Origin of the sequence: Vibrio sp. 10N.222.52.B7, assembly GCF_041474275.1 — a bacterium.
Classification (GTDB): domain Bacteria; phylum Pseudomonadota; class Gammaproteobacteria; order Enterobacterales; family Vibrionaceae; genus Vibrio; species Vibrio crassostreae_C.
The window spans coordinates 1-21,793 of the sequence record NZ_JBFRTU010000016.1; the positions used below are offsets into that span (position 1 = coordinate 1).

20 protein-coding genes and 1 pseudogene are annotated in these 21,793 nt (G+C 43.9%); 10 read left to right on the plus strand and 11 right to left on the minus strand.

From position 1 onward, the window contains the following. Positions 1-241: 241 nt before the first annotated feature. The 5 genes from AB4512_RS06435 to AB4512_RS06455 all read right to left on the minus strand — a co-directional run bounded on the left by AB4512_RS06435 (position 242) and on the right by AB4512_RS06455 (position 4,858). Positions 242-691, minus strand: a complete 450-nt coding sequence (locus AB4512_RS06435) for an NfeD family protein (RefSeq protein WP_372174641.1) — start codon at positions 689-691, stop codon at positions 242-244. 3 nt (positions 692-694) lie between these two features. Further along, positions 695-1,624 (minus strand): SPFH domain-containing protein, encoded by a 930-nt coding sequence (locus AB4512_RS06440; RefSeq protein ID WP_017063395.1) that lies wholly within the window; start codon positions 1,622-1,624, stop codon positions 695-697. A 197-nt stretch (positions 1,625-1,821) separates the two neighbouring features. Further along, entirely contained in the window at positions 1,822-2,676 is an 855-nt protein-coding gene (locus tag AB4512_RS06445; protein WP_017061924.1) for a co-chaperone YbbN, read from the minus strand. 396 nt (positions 2,677-3,072) lie between these two features. After that, positions 3,073-3,900 carry an SDR family oxidoreductase gene (locus tag AB4512_RS06450; protein WP_017061923.1) on the minus strand — a complete coding sequence of 276 codons (828 nt, stop codon included), beginning with the start codon at positions 3,898-3,900 and terminating at the stop codon, positions 3,073-3,075. 43 nt (positions 3,901-3,943) lie between these two features. Continuing rightward, positions 3,944-4,858, minus strand: coding sequence for a TIGR01777 family oxidoreductase (locus AB4512_RS06455; RefSeq protein WP_136973709.1), 915 nt, complete (start codon positions 4,856-4,858; stop codon positions 3,944-3,946). A gap of 289 nt (positions 4,859-5,147) precedes the next feature. Between AB4512_RS06455 and AB4512_RS06460 the strand changes: the two genes are divergently transcribed. From AB4512_RS06460 to yfcE, 5 genes are read left to right on the plus strand one after another with little or no spacing between them, the layout of a single operon-like run. Continuing rightward, a complete protein-coding gene (locus AB4512_RS06460) occupies positions 5,148-5,882 on the plus strand; it encodes a DUF1538 domain-containing protein (RefSeq protein ID WP_017072437.1) in 735 nt (244 codons plus the stop codon). After that, the gene (locus AB4512_RS06465; RefSeq protein ID WP_017062208.1) at positions 5,879-6,673 is read left to right on the plus strand and encodes a DUF1538 domain-containing protein; all 795 of its coding nucleotides are present in this window, start codon (positions 5,879-5,881) and stop codon (positions 6,671-6,673) included. The genes AB4512_RS06460 and AB4512_RS06465 overlap by 4 nt, the downstream gene beginning before the upstream one ends. Next, positions 6,663-7,013 carry a P-II family nitrogen regulator gene (locus AB4512_RS06470; protein ID WP_017062207.1) on the plus strand — a complete coding sequence of 117 codons (351 nt, stop codon included), beginning with the start codon at positions 6,663-6,665 and terminating at the stop codon, positions 7,011-7,013. The genes AB4512_RS06465 and AB4512_RS06470 overlap by 11 nt, the downstream gene beginning before the upstream one ends. Next, complete coding sequence (locus AB4512_RS06475; protein WP_017066003.1) at positions 7,010-7,417, plus strand: CBS domain-containing protein; 408 nt, start codon at positions 7,010-7,012, stop codon at positions 7,415-7,417. The genes AB4512_RS06470 and AB4512_RS06475 overlap by 4 nt, the downstream gene beginning before the upstream one ends. A 47-nt stretch (positions 7,418-7,464) precedes the next feature. Further along, positions 7,465-8,010, plus strand: a complete 546-nt coding sequence (gene yfcE, locus AB4512_RS06480; protein WP_017068995.1) for a phosphodiesterase — start codon at positions 7,465-7,467, stop codon at positions 8,008-8,010. Between the two features lie 24 nt (positions 8,011-8,034). On the opposite strand, the gene AB4512_RS06485 is transcribed toward yfcE, so the two are convergent. The 3 genes from AB4512_RS06485 to AB4512_RS06495 form a co-directional block, all read right to left on the minus strand. Next, positions 8,035-8,355 carry a SelT/SelW/SelH family protein gene (locus AB4512_RS06485; protein WP_017062204.1) on the minus strand — a complete coding sequence of 107 codons (321 nt, stop codon included), beginning with the start codon at positions 8,353-8,355 and terminating at the stop codon, positions 8,035-8,037. Between the two features lie 135 nt (positions 8,356-8,490). Then, positions 8,491-9,006: a regulatory protein ToxS gene (locus AB4512_RS06490; protein ID WP_017063402.1), complete on the minus strand. Its 516-nt coding sequence runs from the start codon at positions 9,004-9,006 to the stop codon at positions 8,491-8,493. A 1-nt stretch (position 9,007) separates the two neighbouring features. Beyond that, on the minus strand, positions 9,008-9,919 hold the full coding sequence (locus tag AB4512_RS06495) for a transcriptional regulator (RefSeq protein ID WP_017063403.1): 912 nt from the start codon (positions 9,917-9,919) through the stop codon (positions 9,008-9,010). Between the two features lie 271 nt (positions 9,920-10,190). On the opposite strand from AB4512_RS06495, the gene htpG reads away from it, so the two are divergent. The 3 genes from htpG (at position 10,191) to hemH (ending at position 14,371) form a co-directional block, all read left to right on the plus strand. After that, positions 10,191-12,095 (plus strand): molecular chaperone HtpG, encoded by a 1,905-nt coding sequence (gene htpG / locus AB4512_RS06500; protein WP_065675881.1) that lies wholly within the window; start codon positions 10,191-10,193, stop codon positions 12,093-12,095. Positions 12,096-12,484: 389 nt separating this feature from the next. Then, entirely contained in the window at positions 12,485-13,129 is a 645-nt protein-coding gene (gene adk, locus AB4512_RS06505; RefSeq protein WP_060982203.1) for an adenylate kinase, read from the plus strand. A 279-nt stretch (positions 13,130-13,408) separates the two neighbouring features. Beyond that, the gene (hemH, locus tag AB4512_RS06510; RefSeq protein ID WP_372174644.1) at positions 13,409-14,371 is read left to right on the plus strand and encodes a ferrochelatase; all 963 of its coding nucleotides are present in this window, start codon (positions 13,409-13,411) and stop codon (positions 14,369-14,371) included. A 90-nt stretch (positions 14,372-14,461) separates the two neighbouring features. On the opposite strand, the gene AB4512_RS06515 is transcribed toward hemH, so the two are convergent. Beyond that, the gene (locus tag AB4512_RS06515) at positions 14,462-15,847 is read right to left on the minus strand and encodes a peptide MFS transporter (protein WP_372154957.1); all 1,386 of its coding nucleotides are present in this window, start codon (positions 15,845-15,847) and stop codon (positions 14,462-14,464) included. A gap of 501 nt (positions 15,848-16,348) precedes the next feature. Between AB4512_RS06515 and rfaH the strand changes: the two genes are divergently transcribed. Further along, positions 16,349-16,855: a transcription/translation regulatory transformer protein RfaH gene (gene rfaH / locus AB4512_RS06520; RefSeq protein WP_017062197.1), complete on the plus strand. Its 507-nt coding sequence runs from the start codon at positions 16,349-16,351 to the stop codon at positions 16,853-16,855. Positions 16,856-16,958: 103 nt separating this feature from the next. Next, positions 16,959-18,200: pseudogene (locus tag AB4512_RS06525) on the plus strand (IS3 family transposase). Between the two features lie 46 nt (positions 18,201-18,246). Here the strand turns inward: AB4512_RS06525 and asnB are convergent. Together asnB and AB4512_RS06535 are read right to left on the minus strand one after the other, a co-directional pair. Then, positions 18,247-19,917 carry an asparagine synthase B gene (gene asnB / locus AB4512_RS06530; protein WP_102320162.1) on the minus strand — a complete coding sequence of 557 codons (1,671 nt, stop codon included), beginning with the start codon at positions 19,915-19,917 and terminating at the stop codon, positions 18,247-18,249. A 235-nt stretch (positions 19,918-20,152) separates the two neighbouring features. After that, the gene (locus tag AB4512_RS06535; RefSeq protein WP_017062195.1) at positions 20,153-21,739 is read right to left on the minus strand and encodes a cation:proton antiporter family protein; all 1,587 of its coding nucleotides are present in this window, start codon (positions 21,737-21,739) and stop codon (positions 20,153-20,155) included. Positions 21,740-21,793: the final 54 nt, after the last annotated feature.

Below are 21,793 nucleotides of genomic sequence, written 5' to 3' on the forward strand. Positions count from 1 at the left end.
GACTTAACATTTTTAATAATTATAAATAAGCGAGAGTAAGGTTAACTATTCATATATATATTGGGTAAGAAATCTGGCTTTCTTATACCTTTTTAGCTCAATCAAACTTTTTAGCTTTACGAAATAAGAACTTATTTTTTTTTCAATTCAATCTATCGCAATGATAATTCGAATATTATTAAGGTTCAAAAATAGAAAAAGCCTGCATTTATTGAAAATGCAGGCTTCATATAGCTCTTGTTTATAAAGGTTCTATTGTTAGAACGATTCCGTCTAAAGCGACAATCTTAATTTCGGTTCCAGATGGAATATCTTGACTGGCCTTTGCTGACCAAGAAGAGTCACCGAACTTAATTCGACAGCTACCTTTCTTTACGTCTTCACTTAAAATAACGGTTTGACCTACCAATTGCTTTTCTCTTTGGTTTAACTCTCGCCCTGCATCCGATTGCTTGTCATTCGAGAGTTGTCTTCTCCACCACAACCAAGTGGTAATAAGAGAGAAGCTAGCAAAGGACAGCCATTGCATCTGCCAACCAATTGGTAATGCTCCTAATAGGGCACCGACCAGCATGGCAGATATGCCTATCCATAAAAAGTAACCAGCGGTTCCAATTAGCTCAAGCGCTAACAATGCTAGACCAAACGCTAACCAATGCCAGTGGTTTACTTGTTCTAGTAATTCGACCATAAGTTAGTCCTTACTACCTTTGTCATTCTTATGTGCAAACATCTCCGCGATACCCGCTACAGAACCCATAAGGCCAGTTGCTTCGAGTGGTAGCATGATGATCTTGCCGTTTTCAGCTTGGCCTATAGATTTCAATGCGTCGGTGTAACCTTGTGCAATGAAGTAATTGACCGCTTGCATGTCACCTTGAGCAATTGCCGTTGATACCATTTCTGTCGCTTTAGCTTCTGCTTCTGCGGCACGCTCACGGGCTTCTGCTTGCAATATTGCCGCTTGCTTCTCACCTTCTGCTTTCAGGATCTCTGATTGCTTGTGGCCTTCTGCTTTCAAGATCTCAGCTTGTCGTACACCTTCTGCTTCTAAGATATCAGCACGTTTATTACGCTCGGCTTTCATCTGGGCATTCATCGCAGCAGTAAGGTCTGCTGGTGGCTGTACGTCTTTAATTTCGATACGGGTGACTTTTACGCCCCAAGGGTTTGTCGCTTCATCAACGATGTTCAGTAGCTTGGTATTGATCATGTCACGCTGACTCAGCATCTCATCCAGTTCCATCGAGCCAAGCACAGTACGGATATTGGTGAGGGTTAAGTTACGGATCGCATGTTCAAGGTCATTCACTTCATAAGCTGCCTTAGGCGCGTCGATAACTTGAACAAAACAAACCGCATCGATAACCACATTTGCATTATCTTTGGAGATGACTTCTTGTGCTGGGATGTCGAGAACACGCTCCATCATGCTGATGCGCTGTCCAACTTTATCAATAAATGGAATGATTAAGTTAAGACCCGGTTTAAGGGTGTGTGTGTATCGCCCGAAGCGTTCAACGGTCCAGTTGTTGCCTTGTGGAACGGTTTTTACGCCAGCGAAGATAAATAACAGTGCGACGGCAGTAAAGACGCCGATAGTAATCAAGGTATCAATAGGCATACAAAATCCTTTGCAAGTTTGAGTTTTTGATAGTTCAGTATTGATACTGGCTCATATTTAAATTCTGAGCAAATTTATAAACGAGAAATGGGCCATAAAATATTGATTTTATGGCCCATTTTACATTCTATTATGCGATAAACTAATTGATTGAATTGTCAATTTTCGATGTTTAATCTACGGCTTTTTAGGTTTAACTAGTAAAGCAGAGAGTACAGTTGTCGACGGTACTTACTGGCAACTGGGTTACCTTGTCCAAGCGCACTCAAGATGTCCATGAACTCTTTCTTCATGTCACCATCGAGAGCATTAAGATCTTTGGCTAGGAAAGACCATAATAGATCCATAGCTTCTTCACTGCGGTTCACTTGGTGATATTGCAATGCTAATTCAGATGCTGTTTTAGCGTCGCTCGGATTTTGCTGAAGAGCTGCTTCTAATGCTTGTATTTCAGGGCTGTCTGCTGCTTGTTTATGAAGTTCAAGCTTTGCAACTAAGCCTTTGTAGTAGTTGTCTTGGTACTCAAGAGGGATAGTTGCTAGCTGAGTTTCAGCAAGGTCAAATTGTTGCGTTTCTAACAAACACTCTGCGATCGCCAGTTTTACTTCACCTTTATTCGTCAGCTCTGCTGGAAGTTGCTGCATTGCTGCTAGTGCCTGTGTGTGCTCGCCAGCTTGCATTTGCTCAAGAGCCTGACGCAAAGCAAGTTCATCTTGGCTAGGAAGGTGTTTGCTGAGCATATCGACAATAGCTTCTATGCTTTGAGGGCCACCGAGCCCATCGACTGGCTGACCATTAACAAACAGTGCAATAGTGGGCAGTGCTTGAACACCAAACTGGCTAGCAATAGCTTGCTCTTGTTCGCAATTGAGCAGGGCTAAGGTGAAGGCACCGTTGTATTGCTGAGTTAAAGTTTGCAGTTCAGGAATGACTTGGGCGCTCTCTTGGCTCATTGGTGCCCAAAAATGGATGAGTACAGGGGTCTGCATCGAACCTTCTAATACTTGACGAAAGTTCTGCTCATTAAGTTCAACAATATGCGGAGATTGCATTTACGTTCCTTGAGGTTTGTTTTGTGGATACGTTGCAAATATGGGGGGATTAGTCGGTAACTTCAAGATCTAACTCGGTTATCTCGGATAAAAAGAACCAAAAATAGAAAAACGCTATGCTTCGATGTTGATATAATTGTTATCTCAACATGGAAGGCATAGCGTTATCATCGAGGTAGTCAGTGAGGCGTTGCGTGAGATACTCAAAACAGAATAAACAACGTAATCGCCAGACCCACTCCTACCCAATTAAGGCGGTTTAAAGTCATGAGATTTCCAGAGTAGAACCATCAATTGGGAATAACTGATGGGATAGGATAATCATGACATCTTATTGTTACGGAAAAATTACATCGTTACATTAAAGTTTGCGACTCTGCATTCAAAGTTAGTAATTTATGCAGCTTTTCTCAAAATAGGGTCTAGCAAGCGACTCGGTAGAATCCTTTTCAATACCGCGAACACTTTAGTCGGGGTCGTAACTCGGTATCTTAGCTTGGGTTTGTCGGCGGTGAGAGCATGGAATACCGGCTCAATACAACTTTCTGGAGGCAGGACAAAAGCGTTATTCGATGATTCTTTTTCGAGTCGATCTTTTTGTTGTTGGTAAGCGTCTTGGTGGGCGCTGCCAGAAATGTTGATCCATTTATTGAACGCTTTCAAGGCATTGGTTCTAAATTGAGTCTCAATTGGCCCTGGTTGCAGTAATGAGATCTGTATACCGCTGCCATGCAGTTCTAATCGTAAGGTATCTGTCCAACCCTCAATCGCGAATTTAGAAGCATTATAAGCACCACGATACTTCATGGCTGCAAAACCTAATACGGAACTGTTTTGTACGATTCGACCTTCGCCACGCTCGCGCATGTGCGGAAGGATCTGACAGACGAGATGATGCCAACCAAAGAAGTTGGTTTCGAATTGTTCTCTGAGTCCTTGGGTCGGTAAGTCTTCTAGTGCCCCTGCTTGACCGTAAGCACCGTTATTGAATAATCCATACAATCCATTAGGTGCGAGATCAATAGCAAGCTTGGCGCCATGCTCAATACTTTCTTGGTTGGAAAGATCTAATTGAATACAGGTGAGGCCTTCATCTTGAAGGCGTTGAACATCTTGTGGATCACGACAAGATGCAATGACATGAAAACCACGCTTTTGAAGTGCATGAGCACATGTATAGCCAATACCTGTTGAGCAACCGGTAATCAGAATCGACTTGTTCACACTTAATCCTTTATTAGAGTCTCTATCGCTCTAGGGTAAAGAATTAGTCTTGATGTTGTAACAAGTTTTTTAGTGCTGGCTCGATTCTTGAGTAACTAAAGATGAATCCCATCTCAGTGAGTTTCTTCGGCTTGGAGCGAATGCTGTCAAATAGCAAACAAGATGATTCCCCCATGAGAATCGACATTGCCCATTTCGGCGTGAATAAGAAATGCGGTCGGCCTAATTGTTTCGCTAACGTGCTGCTGAACAGTTTGTTGGTCACAGGGTGAGGGGCACACATATTGAATTCCCCTTGAGCGTGGGGGAGTGACAACAAGTGATTGATGGCTCTCACCATATCGAGAATGTGAATCCATGGCATGTACTGGTCACCTGAACCTAGTGGACCACCGACGCCGAGTTTATAAGGCAATAGCATCTTCTTGAGTGCGCCGCCATTCTCGCCAAGTACAACCCCTGTTCGCAGTAGTATCACGCGTGTGCTTTCTGATTGTGCTCTCTTGGCTATCTCTTCCCAGTGGGCACAGACTTTATGAGGAAAGCTTTCATCTTCTACTTGCAGTGACTCGTCAAATGGGTGCTGCTGTTGATCGCCATAGTAGCCGACGGCTGAACCGCTAATAAAAGCGTGTGGCGGGTTGTTACTGGCATGAATTAATTCGACCAGCTTTTCAGTGATGTGCCAGCGACTGTTACAGATCCTCTCTTTTTGCTCTGTACTCCAACGCTTATCGGCAATCGGTTCACCCGCGAGGTTGACCACCACATCAAAGTCATTGAGATCACTGAGCTCATCAAGGGATTGAATGTAATGAAGGTTGTTCTGGTTGAGGTGATTTAGGTTTTGCTTCGCATTTTCAGGACTCCGCGTCAGCAATGTCACGTCGTCAGTGTTCCAACTCTTGACCAATTCAGAGCCAATAAATCCAGTACCACCCGTTAACAATATCTTCATACCAATCTCCCTATTAAACATAATTATAGACATGGCTTGTTTTTAGTCGCCAATCAATACGAAAAAATCACTATAACGATCATAAGGTTTCAATCGTGTGATGCCCAAATTACGCCTTTTTCAATTTACAAAGGAGTGAAATTAAATTCATCAAGTCAGGATGTGTACCGTCATCACACTTATGCACTTTACTCGGATATGTTACCAACTGCGTAATATTTGTCACATAAGCAATGATAAGGATTTGCCATGATTATTATTAATTCATAATCAGCGACAAGGAATTGCGATGACGGCGGTGCTTGCTTTGTTTCGATCCATGTTAGGTAGCCTGAGGGATCTATTGCCAATCGTGGCGGTAATCGCTTTCTTCCAGCTTGCTGTCTTACAAGAGCCACTTCCTCATCTTTTATCTATTCTGACTGGCTTAGTGCTCGTCGTTTTTGGACTCACTTTCTTTATCTTTGGCCTTGAAATGGGGTTGTTTCCAATTGGCGAATCGATGGCTCAAGCATTTGCCAGAAAGGGGAGTGTGTTCTGGTTATTGATCTTCGCTTTTTGTTTGGGTTTTGGTACCACCATAGCCGAGCCAGCGTTAACCGCAGTCGCTGCCGAAGCCGCAGAAGTGGCAGCTGAGGGAGGTGTAATCCCCAATACGTTAGATGAAATGGAGCAGTATGCCAATGGCCTGCGCTTTACTGTGGCACTGTCAGTCGGTATCGCTATTTTACTCGGTGTGCTGAGAATCTTAAAAGGTTGGCCAATCCAGTACATGATCATCGGTGGATATATTGGAGTGGTCGTGCTCACTGCATTTGCTCCGGAAAACATCATTGGAATTGCGTATGACTCTGGTGGAGTAACGACATCGACGATCACCGTCCCATTAGTAACTGCGTTAGGGGTGGGTTTAGCCTCGGCAATTAAAGGGCGTAATCCGATGATAGATGGTTTTGGGTTGATCGCGTTTGCTTCGTTGCTGCCGATGATGTTTGTCATGGTGTACGGGATGGTGGTGACATGATCAGTGTTCAACAATTTATCGACACCTTTCTCGGCACTGTGATGGATGTGATCCCGATTGCGATCATCATCTTCGGTTTTCAGTTGGCGGTATTACGAAAGCCAGTCAATAACCTAGCCAAAGTGCTGATCGGTTTCTTCTACGTCATTCTTGGCTTATCACTCTTTTTGATGGGATTGGAACTCGCGTTATTCCCTCTAGGGGAGACGATGGCAATGCAACTCACCGAGCCAAGTTTTTTGACTGAGTTTAAGATCAGTTCTGGTCTTGCTTTGGCTTGGTTTGATTATTACTGGGTCTATCTTTTCGCGTTTTGTATTGGTTTCAGCACCACGATAGCCGAGCCCTCTTTGATTGCTGTAGCGATTAAGGCGAACCAAGTTTCCGGTGGCAGTATCAGCGTCAATGGGCTGAGGATCGCCGTGGCATTGGGCGTTGCTATCGGTATCTCACTGGGCAGCTACCGTATCGTTGCGGGTGACCCGATCCACTACTACATCATTTTTGGTTATGTCGTCGTGGTCATTCAAACCTTTTACGCCCCAAAACTCATTATTCCATTGGCCTACGATTCGGGTGGCGTCACTACATCAACGGTGACAGTCCCTTTAGTGACGGCGCTCGGGCTTGGACTCGCTTCAACCGTACCAGGAAGAAACCCTGTTATTGATGGCTTTGGGTTGATCGCCTTTGCCAGCTTATTTCCCATCATTTCAGTGATGGGCTATGCCCAAATAACACAATGGTTAAACCGTTTACACACCTCTAAGGAGAGCAAAGATGCGCTTTAAACTTATCTTAGCGTTTGTAGAAGAGAGCAAGACCGACACTGTGCTCGATGCCGCGCGTGATGCGGGCGCGACTGGAGCAACGGTGATTAACAACGCCAGAGGGCAAGGCTTAAACCAAAAAACCACCTTCTTTGGCCTAACGCTAGAGGTACAAAAAGATGTGTTGCTGTTTGTGGTTGAGGAACACTTAGCGAGACATATTCTTGAAACTATTGGCGAAGTCGGTGAGTTTGACCAGGAGTCAGGACAAGGTATAGCGGTGCAGATCGATATCGAAGACGCAGTCGGGGTTGCGCATCAAGTCGAGACGTTAACAAAGGTTGTGGAGGATGAGCTATGAGTACCAGTGAAAAGATCCGAGTAGGCGATGTCATGGCCAATACGTATGTGATTATCGATGGGCTAACCACGGTGTTAGAAGCGATAGAGATGGCTAAAAAGCACAAAGTGAAGGCAATCATTGTCGATAAACGCCACGAAGATGACGAATACGGCATCGTATTGATGAATGACATTGCCAAGAAAGTACTGGCTAAGAACCGATCTCCAAAGCGAACCAATGTTTATGAGATCATGACCAAGCCAGCGATAAGCGTGTCTGCTGAGATGAACGTAAAGTATTGCGCTCGCCTGTTTGAACGCTTTGGTATCAGTCGTGCGCCAGTAGTTCGTGATAACAAGATAGTCGGTATGGTTAGTTACAATAATATCGTGATCAATGGTATGGCGAGAGATGACGTGTAGCATTTAGATACGTACAATAGGCTCATAAATTTTATGGAGAAGTACGTGTGAAATTATTTTTTGCTTCAGACCTACACGGTTCGCTGCCAGCAACAGAAAAGGTATTAGAACTCTACCAAGCATCTGGTGCGCAATATTTAGTTCTATTGGGTGACATTCTGAATCATGGACCAAGAAATCCGATTCCAGAAGGATACAACCCGCCGGCGGTTGCAGATAAGTTGAATGCGTTTTCTCAAGAGATCATTGCCGTTCGTGGTAACTGCGATAGCGAAGTGGATCAGATGTTGTTGTCTTTTCCAATGATGATGGATTACTCGTGGGTGCTATTAGAATCAGGCCAGCGTATCTTCCTAACGCATGGCCATTTGTACAACACCAATAAACGCCCTGCGTTGAAGGCGGGCGATATCATTGCACACGGTCATACCCATATTCCTGTCGCCGAATACCAAGATGACATCTTTATCTTTAACCCTAGCTCGGTGACATTCCCACGAGAGGGACACGCGGCAAGCTATGGCATCTATGAAAACAATACCTTCAAAGTCATTAGCCTTGAAGGTGATGTTCTCGTGAGTGGTCAGCTTTAAATCATTGGATCGGCTGTGAAAGGCTTATTTTGAGTCCACGTGGCCGAGATCTCTGTCTGGAGCAATGATGTTTCGTACTCTTTGCTTCAGAACTTTCGCCTCTGGAAAACCGTCATCTGCTTTTCTTTCCCAAATCTGCACACCATTACAAAAGATTTCGAACCTGCCTCCTGTGTCTGGGTGTAAGCTCACTTGTTCAATTTCTTCGCTGAAGGTATGCAGTAGCTCTTGGCATAACCAACTAGAGCGAAGCATCCAATTGCATTGACGGCAATAGTGTATCGCGATTGTGGCTTTTGTTGCTGTCTCTTTCGCTGGCGCCAGATTAGGTTGTTCCGTTTTCATGGTTAATCCTTAAAATGCTACATCCGTCATTTGATACCAACGGCTAACAAAAAAGGGGCTTCATGCCCCTTTTTTCTATTGGTTTACCGTTTCATGGTATTCAGCTATTCATAAACAGTAAATAGCGATCCAATCTTAGTTTGAAAACAATACGGTAGAACCATGATTTAAGCTAGTCAGTAGCAGTGCCTTCGGGTTAACAATATCTATGCGGCGGCTTTGCTCTGCGTCCATCTTTATGACTTGAGTGATCAGCTCTAGCTGTTCTTCTGAAAAGTCTTGGCGCTGAGCCGAGGTCACATCTTTAAACTCCGTTGGCGAAACCAGTAAGTAGTTATCGTTAATATCCCACTGACCCGTTTCAGAGATGTTGATGACATTCGCAGGCTCAGTTTGATTACCGTAAAGTCTAACCACTGACATTCTTAAATATGTACCATTTGGTAGGTATTTCGCATTCGATGATAGTTCAACTCTACGAAGTGGGCCGATTGAGTCAGCTTGCTTGTTATCGCTAATCAGCGTCACCATTCTCGACTGCCATTCATGCTGAGTGAGCAAGCGCTCTACTTTTGCATTGCTGCTCCAATATAGCCAACCACTCAAAAATGCCGATAGAACCAGTAAGATAATCGATACTTTTAATTTCATGTTACTTACCACCGTTACAAATGTCGTTTACATCCGACTGGTTTGCGTAAATTCTTAGGGTTACATTTTCGCTCGAGTAATCTTGCGGGTGAATGTAATTGAGGGCAAGGTTATTGGTTTGTCCTCCTGTAGCGATCACTTCAGCCGGCTTTAACACACCAGTGTGACTCGTGTTGTAACTTAATACACACTTTTCTATTGCTGGCAGCCAACTGCTGAGGTCTGGGTGGTTAACCGGTGATTGAACCTTTACACCATCCACTTCAGTCAAAACCGTGAACTCGGACTCCACCGGGGTAGTAAACGTTAAAACGAGAATCGGCATGATGAAAGCGGCAAGCAGTAACCAAAATGTTAACCATTTATTGGTGCTTTTAGCCGGAGCTACAACAGGAGCGGTTGCTGGTTCTACTGCCACTTTAGTTTGTTGAACTTTTGTAATTGGCTCAGGTTCAAATGTGTCAGTGATTGCTTGTTCAGTCGCTGCAGGCGTTGCAAACGTTAGGATAGGTTCAACGTCATTTTCTGCAATTTCAGCGGCTACTGGCTGATCATTTGATGACAGTGGCGCAGAGCGCTCAACGGTCGCAATAAATTGGTAACCGCGCTTCGGTACTGTCTTTACGAATTCAGGAGATTTAGTCGAGTCTTTGAGCATCTTTCTCAGAGTCGATACGGCTTGCGTTAAGCTTGAGTCATCCACCTCAAAGCCTTGGTCTCGCCAAACATACTCATGCAATTCATTACGAGTGATAACTTCATTAGGCCTTTCTGACAGCATCAAGAGAATGCGGCTTTCATTGCTACCAAGACGTACGACTTCACCGTCGCTCATTTGATCGACAAGTGAATTGCTGTTTGGGTCGAATACGAACCGTTGTGCGAGAATAAACTTTGTGCCGATATTACTCATTGAATTCTTCTATTTTGGATTGTTTTGGGGGGCGAAATAGACAAATCTCAGGTGAAGTTCCGTTAATTCTTCACCAAATCATGGCTTATTTTATGTTCTTTTATATTTATCAGGCTCAAGGATAATAAAAACAGATAAAAAAAACAGTGTTTTTATGATTTTTGACCTTGAATTTACATTTGTCATCCTCATGTTAATGAACAGAAGAGTGGCATCAAGTGTTACGCCCCTATGATTATTCAACATAAAGTATAGATGTTTTGGAGTAAAAATGAGCGAAACGGCAACGCAAAATAAAGAGACTCGTGGCTTTCAATCTGAAGTAAAACAACTACTTCATCTAATGATTCACTCACTGTATTCAAATAAAGAAATCTTTCTACGTGAGCTGATCTCTAACGCATCTGACGCGGCTGATAAGCTTCGTTTTCAAGCTCTATCGAACGGTGACCTTTACCAAGGTGATGCTGATTTAGGTGTGAAACTTTCATTCAATGCTGAAGCAAATACGTTAACGATTTCTGATAACGGTATCGGCATGAGCCGTGACAATGTTATTGAGCATTTAGGTACGATTGCTAAATCAGGTACAGCAGACTTTTTCTCAAAACTGTCTGAAGACCAAAGCAAAGACTCTCAATTGATTGGTCAATTTGGTGTGGGTTTCTATTCTGCGTTCATCGTTGCTGACGCGGTAACGGTTCGCACTCGTGCGGCTGGCCTAGCAAACAATGAAGCCGTTCAATGGCACTCTGCTGGCGAAGGCGATTACACCATCGAAGACATCACTAAAGAATCTCGCGGTACTGACATCATTCTGCATATGCGTGAAGACGGTAAAGAGTTCTTAAACGAATGGCGCCTGCGTGAAGTGATTGGTAAGTACTCTGATCACATCGGTATCCCTGTTTCTATCTTCACAGCCGTGAAAGATGACGAAGGTAAAGACACCGAAGAGAAGCATTGGGAACAGATTAACAAGGCGCAAGCGCTTTGGACTCGTAACAAATCTGATATCGAGAAAGAAGAGTATCAAGAGTTCTACAAGCACGTATCTCACGACTTTGCTGATCCACTGACGTGGAGCCACAACAAGGTTGAAGGTAAGAACGACTACACAAGCTTGCTTTACATCCCAGCGAAAGCACCTTGGGATATGATGAACCGTGACCATAAGAGCGGCTTAAAGCTTTATGTGCAACGTGTATTCATCATGGATGATGCTGAACAGTTCATGCCATCTTACATGCGTTTTGTTCGCGGTTTGATTGATTCAAACGATCTGCCTTTGAACGTGTCGCGTGAAATCCTGCAAGACAACAAGGTGACTCAGTCTCTTCGTGGCGCATGTACCAAGCGTGTGCTGACTATGCTTGAGCGCATGGCGAAGAATGACAATGACAAGTATCTAGAGTTTTGGAAAGAGTTTGGTCTAGTAATGAAAGAAGGCCCAGCTGAAGACATGGCGAACAAAGAGAAGATCGCTGGTCTACTTCGTTTCTCATCAACGGAAGTGGATTCTGCTGAACAAACTATCAGCCTTGAATCTTACGTTGAACGCATGAAAGAAGGCCAAGATAAGATTTACTACCTAACAGCGGATAGCTACGCTGCAGCTAAGAACAGCCCACACTTGGAGCAGTTCAAAGCGAAAGGTATTGAAGTGGTTCTAATGTACGATCGCATTGATGAGTACGTAATGAACTATCTAACTGACTTTGATGGCAAACAATTCCAATCGATCACAAAAGCAGGCTTAGACCTAAGCAAGTTTGAAGGTGAAGAAGAGAAAGAGAAGCAGAAAGAGACTGAAGAAGAGTTCAAGTCTGTTGTAGAGCGCACTCAATCTTACCTAGGTGGTCGTGTTAAAGAAGTTCGTACGACCTTCAAGCTAGCAACCACACCTGCGGTTGTAGTAACGGACGACTTCGAAATGGGCACGCAAATGGCTAAGCTTCTTGAAGCTGCTGGTCAAGCTGCGCCTGAAGTGAAGTACATCTTCGAGATTAACCCTGAGCACGCTCTGGTTAAACAAATGGCCGATGAAGCAGACGAGCAAGCGTTTGGTCGTTGGGTTGAGTTGCTACTTGGGCAAGCGATGCTGGCTGAAAAGGGCTCAATGGAAGATCCGTCACAATTCTTGGGTGCAATCAACGAGCTACTGACAAAGCGTTAGTCTTTCGACTTTAGGTTAAGCCAAAAATTGTAATAAAAAGCTCGCAAATGCGGGCTTTTTTTTATGAACGTCGCTGAAAATCTATTAAACGTGGTCAACGTCACCGTTATCGTCACAACAAATGTTGCCGATACATTCTTTAGTCGTAAATTCAGCCAAATTGAATATTAATGTGATAGAATGCTCGACCTAATCAGCTGGAGCTAGGAACCAATTCCTTCCAGTTGTATGATTTTTAAACGTTATACCGAAACTTACCGTTTTGCTTCTGTTTACAGTTTTGCTTAACCTCAGCTGTTACCTAACTTTTCCTGTTTATCTTAAATATGAACGAGGAAGGTGGGATAGTGAGCTTCGGTATAAATCATAATTTTATAAGAGGATTAAACATGCGCATCATTCTTCTAGGTGCTCCTGGCGCGGGTAAAGGTACTCAAGCTAACTTCATCATGAACAAATTTGGTATCCCTCAAATTTCAACTGGTGACATGCTACGTGCTGCTATCAAAGCGGGTACTGAGCTTGGTAAGCAAGCAAAATCAGTAATCGACGCTGGTCAGCTAGTTTCTGATGAAATTATCCTTGGTCTTATCAAAGAGCGTATCGCTCAAGATGACTGTGAGAAAGGTTTCCTACTAGACGGTTTCCCACGCACAATCCCACAAGCTGATGGCCTAAAAGAAATGGGCATCGCTGTTGATTACGTTGTTGAATTCGACGTAGCTGACGATGTGATTGTTGAGCGTATGGCTGGTCGTCGTGCTCACCTTCCTTCTGGTCGTACATACCACAATGTGTACAACCCACCTAAAGAAGAAGGTAAAGATGACGTAACTGGTGAAGAGCTAGTTGTACGTGATGACGACAAAGAAGAAACAGTTCGTGCACGTCTAGGTGTATACCACGATCAAACAGCTCCGCTAATCTCTTACTACGGTAAAGAAGCTGAAGCAGGTAACACTCAGTACCTTAAGTTTGACGGTACTAAGCAAGTTGCTGAAGTTAGTGCAGAACTTGAGAAAGCACTAGCATAATTGGCTAACAGCCAGTTTTAGAATTTGATATATTGGAAGCGACCTTAAGGGTCGCTTTTTTTGTTTCAATTTTTAGTACGATACCAATCTAGATAATTCGATTACACATCGTTCAAGACGAAACCGTTTTTGATGAAGGTGGCTCACAATCGAAAGTAGATGTTGTGATATCCCGTTTAAAGAATGATTATTCAGACATTTAGTGGGAAGCAATGATCTTAAACTTATGCAGATTAGTATATTACTTTCCAGAAAATCACATATTGGTCTCAGGTATCTATGGAAAATAATAAAAAGCAGGGCGTTTTACTGGTGAACTTAGGTACGCCAGATTCTGCGACCCCAGCTGGCGTTCGTCGATTTTTGAGTGAGTTCTTGCACGACAAGCGAGTAGTGAACCTAACTCGTTGGCTTTGGTGCCCAATCTTGCACGGGGTGATTTTACCGATTCGAGCACCCAAAGTAGCCAAGTTGTATCAATCTGTCTGGATGGATGAAGGCTCACCACTGCTTGTGTATTCTCAAAGACAAGCTGAAAAGCTCCAGAAGAAACTAGAGATGCCGGTTGCACTGGGTATGACCTACGGCAACCCAAGCATTAAGAAGGGCGTCGAGCAACTGATGGAGCAGGGCGTTGAAGACATCATCGTATTGCCTTTATATCCTCAGTACTCTGGCACAACCACAGCGGCAGTTTCTGATGGTTTAACCAAAGCCTTTAAACAGATGCCAGTTATCCCAAGCTATCGCTTTATTCGTGACTACTACTCACACCCTAGCTATGCCAAAGCATTGGCTGAAAGCGTTCGTAGCCATTGGGAACAAAATGGCAGAGCCGATCACTTGGTTTGTTCGTTCCACGGTATTCCGAAGCGCTTAGCTGATGAAGGCGATATCTACCCACAGCATTGTGAAGCAACGACAAAGCTGCTTGCTGCTGAGCTAGGTTTATCTGAAGAAGACATCACCATGACCTACCAATCGCGATTTGGTCGAGAGGAGTGGTTGAAGCCATACACTGACGAGACACTTGAGTCACTGCCGAGTAAAGGCATCAAGAAGATCGACATCATGGCACCTGCCTTTTCGGTTGACTGTTTGGAAACGTTGGAAGAGATTTCAGACCAGTGTAAAGAGACGTTCATTGACGCTGGTGGTTCGGACTTTAGCTACATTATGTGTCTGAACGACAGAGACTCACACATCGACATGATGGCTGAACTAGTGGCGCTTCATCGCTAACTGATATGGCGATTGAATAGATAACAAAAGGGCTGCTCATTGAGCAGCCCTTTTTGATCTTGATGTTTCTTCTTGAAATCGATCTAGCTATTAAGCGACCGAAGTTTCTGCTTTTGGTTCTGCTTCAAGCGTCATGTTGGTTTCTACACCATGCATCCATGATACAAGCTTACCAGCACAAAGCAGCAGTAATATGGCACTCACCGTTGCTGTGATAGCAATACCACTGAAGATTGACATAGCACCAAGCTCACCAACGTGAGAACCGACCAGGCCTGCCACGTAGTTTGCCACCGCATTGAAGCCAAACCATGCACCCATCATCAATGATGCTAGGCGAAGCGGAGCTAACTTAGTGACCAACGACAGGCCAATAGGCGATAGACAAAGCTCACCAAGGGTATGGAAGAAGAAAGCACCGACTAGCCATAGCATTGATGTTTTCACGGTTAGGTCACCGCCTTGCTCCATTACCGCGCCCATCATGCACACAAAGCCCAGTGCTAAGAAGAACAATGCCATTGCAAACTTAACAGGAGAGTTGGGTTCACGCTTACCCAGTTTCACCCAGAACGCAGCAATGATTGGAGCAAGTGTAATGATGAAGAATGGGTTCAAAGATTGGAACCACGCAGCAGGAACTTCAAAGCCACCAATCATACGGTCAGTATATTGTTGAGTGTAGATGTTCATTAGGCCGCCAGCTTGTTCAAAGCCCGCCCAGAAAACAATCACGAACAGACCCATGATAAGAATCACTTTTAGTCTGTCGAACTCTTCTTTGGTCAGTGGCGCTTTTTCTTTAGATTTGTTTAGTGCTTTCGCTCTTGCAGCAGCAGGTACAGAACCGATGTTGCCCAACCAAGACTGAGCCATTGTCACTTGCATGATCAAGCTAATAACCATACCAATACCAGCGGCTAGGAAACCTGCTTTCCAACCGAATGAATCGACAGCAGCACCTGAAATTAAGCCACCAAGCAGCGCACCTAAGTTGATGCCCATGTAGAAAATGGTGAAAGCACCGTCACGGCGGTTATCGCCTTCTTGGTACAGATCGCCAACCATGGTTGAGATGTTCGGCTTAAACATACCGTTACCACTGATTAGCAGAGCTAAACCAAGGTACAGCGCGTTCACTTGGTCTAAACCGATGAAGCCGTTAGGTAGAGCCAGTGTAAATTGGCCAAGTGCCATCAATACACCGCCAATCATAATTGATTTACGCTGACCTAGGTAGTTATCGGCAATCCAGCCACCAATTAATGGTGTGATGTAGACTAAGCCGGTGTAAATACCGTAGAGATCGATTGCGTCTTTCGTTGACCAACCCAGTCCACCGTTGAGGGTAGTGTCAGTCAAAAATAAGACAAGGATGGCACGCATCGCATAGTAAGAGAAACGTTCCCATAGCTCTGTGCTAAAAAGTAGAAATAGGCCTCTAGGGTGGCCAAAGATGTTGTGGTTGCTTGGCATAAGTTTTACTAATTTTAGGTATTAAAAGATTTTATAGTCATTCATGTATACACAGTGGGATAAAAGTCTGCAATAGACTTATTTTATGGTCACGACAACTTGGTTTAACTAAGGTGTTGATATTAAATATCTTTATTTTTAATGTTGCCCATTTTAGATGTGCTGCAAACTAATTTTCCAGATTTGAGTTGGTTGGTTAATAACCTTCATTAAAGTTGTGTTGAATTAAAATCTTTAGATATATTGCTCTGGTGTATCATTTTGAGTTTGAAGGGAGTGGCATGCGCATTAGGTGGGGCATACATATGCTTACAACAATGAGTCTTTTGATCTCTAAATGATCTCTGTACAATGCTTAACCACTCCGACACCTATAACTTTTTGTTGATAAATTGGTCTGCTACGCATTATTTTTCGTTAGCAACGATTCATTTTATTAATGGCGATTCAACCGTTTTAGGCATGTGGTAAAATATCTAAAAATATAAAATGGCTAGTTAAATGAAACGTTGGTATTTGCTTTACTGTAAGCGTGGTGATCAAAAACGCGCTCAGCAGCACTTAGAGAATCAGGGGGTAGAGTGCTTTTACCCTCAAATAGAAGTCAAAAAGGTGGTGAGAGGGAAAGAAAAGCAGGTCAAAGAACCGCTGTTTCCGTCTTACATCTTTGTTCGCTTCGATTATGAGCAAGGTCCTAGCTTCACGACCGTTCGTTCAACACGTGGCGTTGTGGACTTTATTAAGTTCGGTTCACTGCCGCACGAGGTCCAAGGAGACTTGGTGTTTGAACTTAAAGAGTTTGAGAAGTGCTGCAGTAACGAAGTGGAAGATTGTTGTGTTGAGTTTGAATCTGGACAGGTAGTTAAGATTCAGAGTGGCCAATTTGCTGGGGTTGAAGCTATTTTCGATCAGAAAGACGGTGAGGCTCGATCGATTATGCTGGTGAAAATGATCAGCCAAGTCGTTCCAATCAGTATTGAGAACGAAGCACTACAAGCTCGCGCGTAACTGCAGTAATAAAAATAGGCTTAAAACAAAAGGCGCATAACGCGCCTTTTTTAGTCTTTAGGATGTCCCGTCCTGAAATGTGTTTACACATTGAGGACTAATGATGACCATTCCAAATAAACACTACGTTAAGCGCACTCAGCGTGATTACACACTAGGCTTTAAATTGCAGGTTGTAGACGCCATCGAAAAAGGCGACATGACCTATAAACAAGCCCAATCAATTTACGGCATACAAGGTCGTTCGACTGTTCTTACTTGGTTAAGAAAGCATGGCAAAATGGATTGGACTACCAACCCAAGGAAGAGCACGATGCCTAAATCACCGAGAGCGAATGAAACGCCTGCCCAAAAAAATAAAACGACTTGAACAAGAGCTCGAAGATGAACGTCTCAGATGCCTTCTTCTCAATAGGGTTGTTGATATTCTTGATGCTGAGCACGGGATGTCGCTAAGAAAAAAGTATATAGCGAAGGAGCAAGAAGCCTTCAAAAAGAGAAGAAAGTAAGCTTAAGTAAAGCTTGTTCATTGCTCAATATATCTCGTCAGTGTGTCTATCAGAGAGAAAAGCGTGAGACCACTCGTCAGGCTGAGCTTGCTCCTGTGAAAGGGATGGTGCTTGAGCTAAGACGATTCATGCCTCGGCTGGGAGCTCGTAAGCTCTATTTCTTACTGAAGCCGAAGTTGATAGCTAAGGGAATAAAACTTGGCCGTGATGCTTTGTTTAATTACCTCAGAGAAGAGCGCTTACTCGTTAAGCCGAAACGAAGTTACACCAAAACAACGAACAGCAGACACTGGATGAAAAAACATCCGAACTTGCTAAAAGAAGTCGTTCCGTCAAAACCAGAAGAAGTTCTGGTGAGCGACATCACTTATGTTCAGTCAAACGAGGGCGTTCACTACTTGTCATTGGTTACCGACGCCTTCAGCCGTAAAATCATGGGGTATGAAGTCAGTAATGAAATGAAAGCGAGCGATGTTGTGAAGGCTTTAGATATGACGGTAAAAACTCGATGTTATTGTCATGCGACAATCCATCACTCAGATAGAGGGCTTCAGTATTGCTCAAACCTCTATCAAGAGAAACTTAAAAAGCATGGTATAACTCCATCAATGACGGATGGTTATGACTGTTACCAAAACGCGTTAGCTGAGCGGGTCAATGGTATCCTCAAGCAAGAGTTCTTGCTTACTCAGTGCAAAGATCTTCGCGAGTTGAAAACACTTGTTGAAGAGTCAATATATACGTACAACGAAATGAGGCCACATCTCAGCCTAGGTATGAATACGCCAAATAAGATGCATGAAAAAAGCCAGCAACTTGCGTTACTGGCTAACTAAAATCGTCAACGTATTTTAGGACGAGACAGGATTTGTTCAAAACGCTCTAAGCGTTGTAAGCATCGTTGTGAACGGCTTGTACTGCACGTCCAGATGGGTCGACACAGTTTTTGAATGACTCATCCCACTCAATCGCTTTCGCTGATGAGCAAGCAACTGAAGGACCACCAGGCACACATTCTGCCGCTGATTCTAGAGGGAATAGCTCCTCAAAGATTTCACGGTAAGCATAACCTTCTTTTGTTGTTGGCGTGTTGTAAGGGAAACGGAACTTAGCAGCTTCCATTTGTTGATCCGTTACTTTTGCTTCAGCCGTTGCTTTCAATGTATCAATCCAATCGTAGCCAACACCATCAGAGAACTGCTCTTTTTGACGCCATGCGATTGAATCTGGTAGGTAGTCTTCAAAACACTCACGCAGGATGTGCTTCTCCATCTTACCGTTACCACACATCTTATCTTCAGGGTTCAGACGCATTGCGACATCGATGAACTCTTTATCCAAGAATGGTACACGGCCTTCAACACCCCATGCCGCTAGCGATTTGTTTGCACGAGCACAGTCGAACATGCTTAGAGCAAGCAGTTTACGTACTGTCTCTTCGTGGAACTCTTTCGCGTTTGGCGCTTTATGGAAGTACAGGTAACCACCAAAGATTTCATCAGCACCTTCACCTGAAAGTACCATCTTGATGCCCATCGCTTTGATCTTACGAGCCAGCAAGTACATTGGCGTTGATGCACGAATCGTCGTTACATCGTAAGTTTCGATATGGTAGATAACGTCACGGATTGCGTCTAGGCCTTCCTGAATAGTGTAAGTCATCTCATGGTGCACAGTTCCGATCTTGTCCGCAACTTCACGAGCAGCGATAAGGTCTGGTGCGCCTTCAAGACCAACAGCGAACGAGTGCAGTTGTGGCCACCAAGCTTCAGATTGCTCATCATCTTCGATACGCATTGCCGCAAAGCGTTTTGCAACTGCTGAAGTAATTGATGAATCCAGGCCACCAGATAGAAGTACACCGTAAGGAACGTCAGTCATTAGTTGACGTTTAACGGCTGCTTCTAGCGCTTCAGTCAGTTCTTCTTTGCTTGTGCTGTTGCCTTGTACCGCAGCGTACTCGTTCCAATCGCGGATGTAGTAGCGTTGAGGTTCAGCATCTTTCGAAGAGTAGAAGCTACCTGGAGGGAATTCACTGATCGTCTTACATACTTCAACCAATGCTTTCATCTCTGAAGCCACGTAGTAGTTGCCGTGCTCATCGTAACCTTGGTAAAGCGGGATGATACCAATATGGTCGCGGCCCACTAGGTACTCGTCTTTCTCTTCGTCGTATAAAACGAATGCGAAAATACCGTTAAGCTCTTCTAGAAGGTCTGCACCCATCTCTTGGTATAGCGCTAGGATAACTTCACAGTCAGAATCAGTCTGGAACTGGTACTTATCTTCATAGCGTGCACGAAGTTCTTTGTGGTTATAAATTTCACCGTTTACTGCAAGAATGTGCTTTTTGTCTTGACTGTATAGTGGTTGAGCACCACTGTTCAAGCCAACAATAGCAAGACGTTCATGAGCAAGGATTGCTTTTTCACCAGCATAGATACCAGACCAGTCTGGACCACGGTGACGAAGCTTCTTAGACATTTCTAAAGCAATAGGGCGAAGTGTTGCGGCATCACTTTTAATGTCGAGAATGCCAAATACTGAACACATAGAACTTCCTTTTAAATAATTTCCAAATCAACTGCATTCAATTTGCCATTCTGGCTAAAAAAAGCAACCGGATGTGAGCAAAAAAATAATATAAAGGGTGTTCTGTTAGAAATTATCTAATTTTTATGTGCTTTTGGTGTGTGATGTTTAATTGCGGTTGGTTTTTTAAACAAAAACCTCTCAAAAGTGCGAAAAATAGGCAGTTTTGAGAGGTTTAGTTGAACACTGTCTAATACTAGATTTTATTGATATTTGGATTTAACTGTTCGCAAACGTGGCGAGCAAAACCACTACCAGCCTCGCTGTAAATGTTAAATGCCGCATCAACGCCATTCTCTTTCAGTGTTTCGAGTTGATCGGGATATTCAGCAATAGCCGCAATTTGGCCTTTAAAGTTACGTGACTTTAATTGTTCTAAAGCGGTTTGATTACCTTGGTGGTGAGGCATTGCCAAAATCACCAGCTTTACGTTTGCTGTATCTAGAATTCGCTCCCAGAAATCTGGGTCAGTCGCGTCGCCAGAAATCACGTTTCTGCCTTGGCTTCTGTGGTTGTGCGCGGCTTCTTCACGCACTTCTACACCTAGGCTGACCTTGCCATAGCGAGTACGTAATTCGTCATAAGCACCGGTACCAATTCGGCCCATACCTAGAATAAGCACTTGGGCACGACCAGGGTCAATTCGCTTATCACGTCGGTGAAGCTTTTCTGACGCATGCTCTTTTAGCCATTTGCCTGACTGCTGATAAAGCTTATGACCAGCTCGGTTCAAAGGAGCAGCGATTAGAAAAGACAGTGAAACTGCAATGGCAACGGCAACTAAGATATCACCCGACATCCAACCCATCTTGAAGGCGAGACCACCAACGATGAGGCCAAACTCGCTATAGTTAAACAGTGATAGCGAGGCAAGTAGAGACGTTCGAACACGGAACTTGAAGCGGTTGAGTACCAAGAAGTAGAGAACACCTTTCACTGGCAGCATCAGCAAGAACAAGATTGCGAGCATAAAGCCTTGAATGGTTGGTTGCTCTGACAGACCAATATTCAAGAAGAAACAGACAAGGAAAAGTTCTTTAAGGTTAAACAGCGACTTTGATAATTCTGAGGCTTTTGGGTGACCAGCAAGTAACATACCTAGAACAAGAGCCCCCAAATCTGGTTTCACACCAACCAAATGGAATAAACCAGCACCGACGACTAATGCGAAGAAGATGCCGGAAAGAACCAGCATCTCACCGTGACCAACCCAATCGAGCACTTTGTAGAACAGTGGGCGTAATAAGGGTAGGGCAAACAGAGCAATTGCATACCACTCAGGTATTTTGCCCGTAGAAGCCGTTAAGAATACTACGGCGAAGATATCCTGCATGACCAAGATACCAATCGCTAACGTTCCGTAGGTCGCATTCATTTCGCCTTTCTCTTGCAGAGTCTTAACCGCAAATACAGTACTAGAGAATGAAAGAGCAAAACCGAGCAGAACGATCTGTTCTACCGACATGGCAGCTAGCGATGAAATACCTAAGAACTTAAAGCCAAACAGGGCGACGGCGAAAAACAGAGTGGACAAAAGGTTGTGGATTGTCGCGCCAGCCCAGATCTCTTTAGAGAGTAGGGTTTTGATATCGAGCTTTAAGCCGATAGTAAATAGAAGCAGCGTGACACCAAGGTCAGCTAAAGTAATGATGGTGTCATTGGTTTCAAAGCCAAAGGCAAAAAGCCCAAAGCCTGCAACCAAAAAACCAACTAATGGGGGAAGGTGACACTTTAAAGCAATAAATCCTGCGATAAACGCAGTGGATATTAATATAAGTTCCATAACTTGTTGTTGTAGTTCCCTAGCTTAAAAAAACGGGCCGTGTTTATACAAACA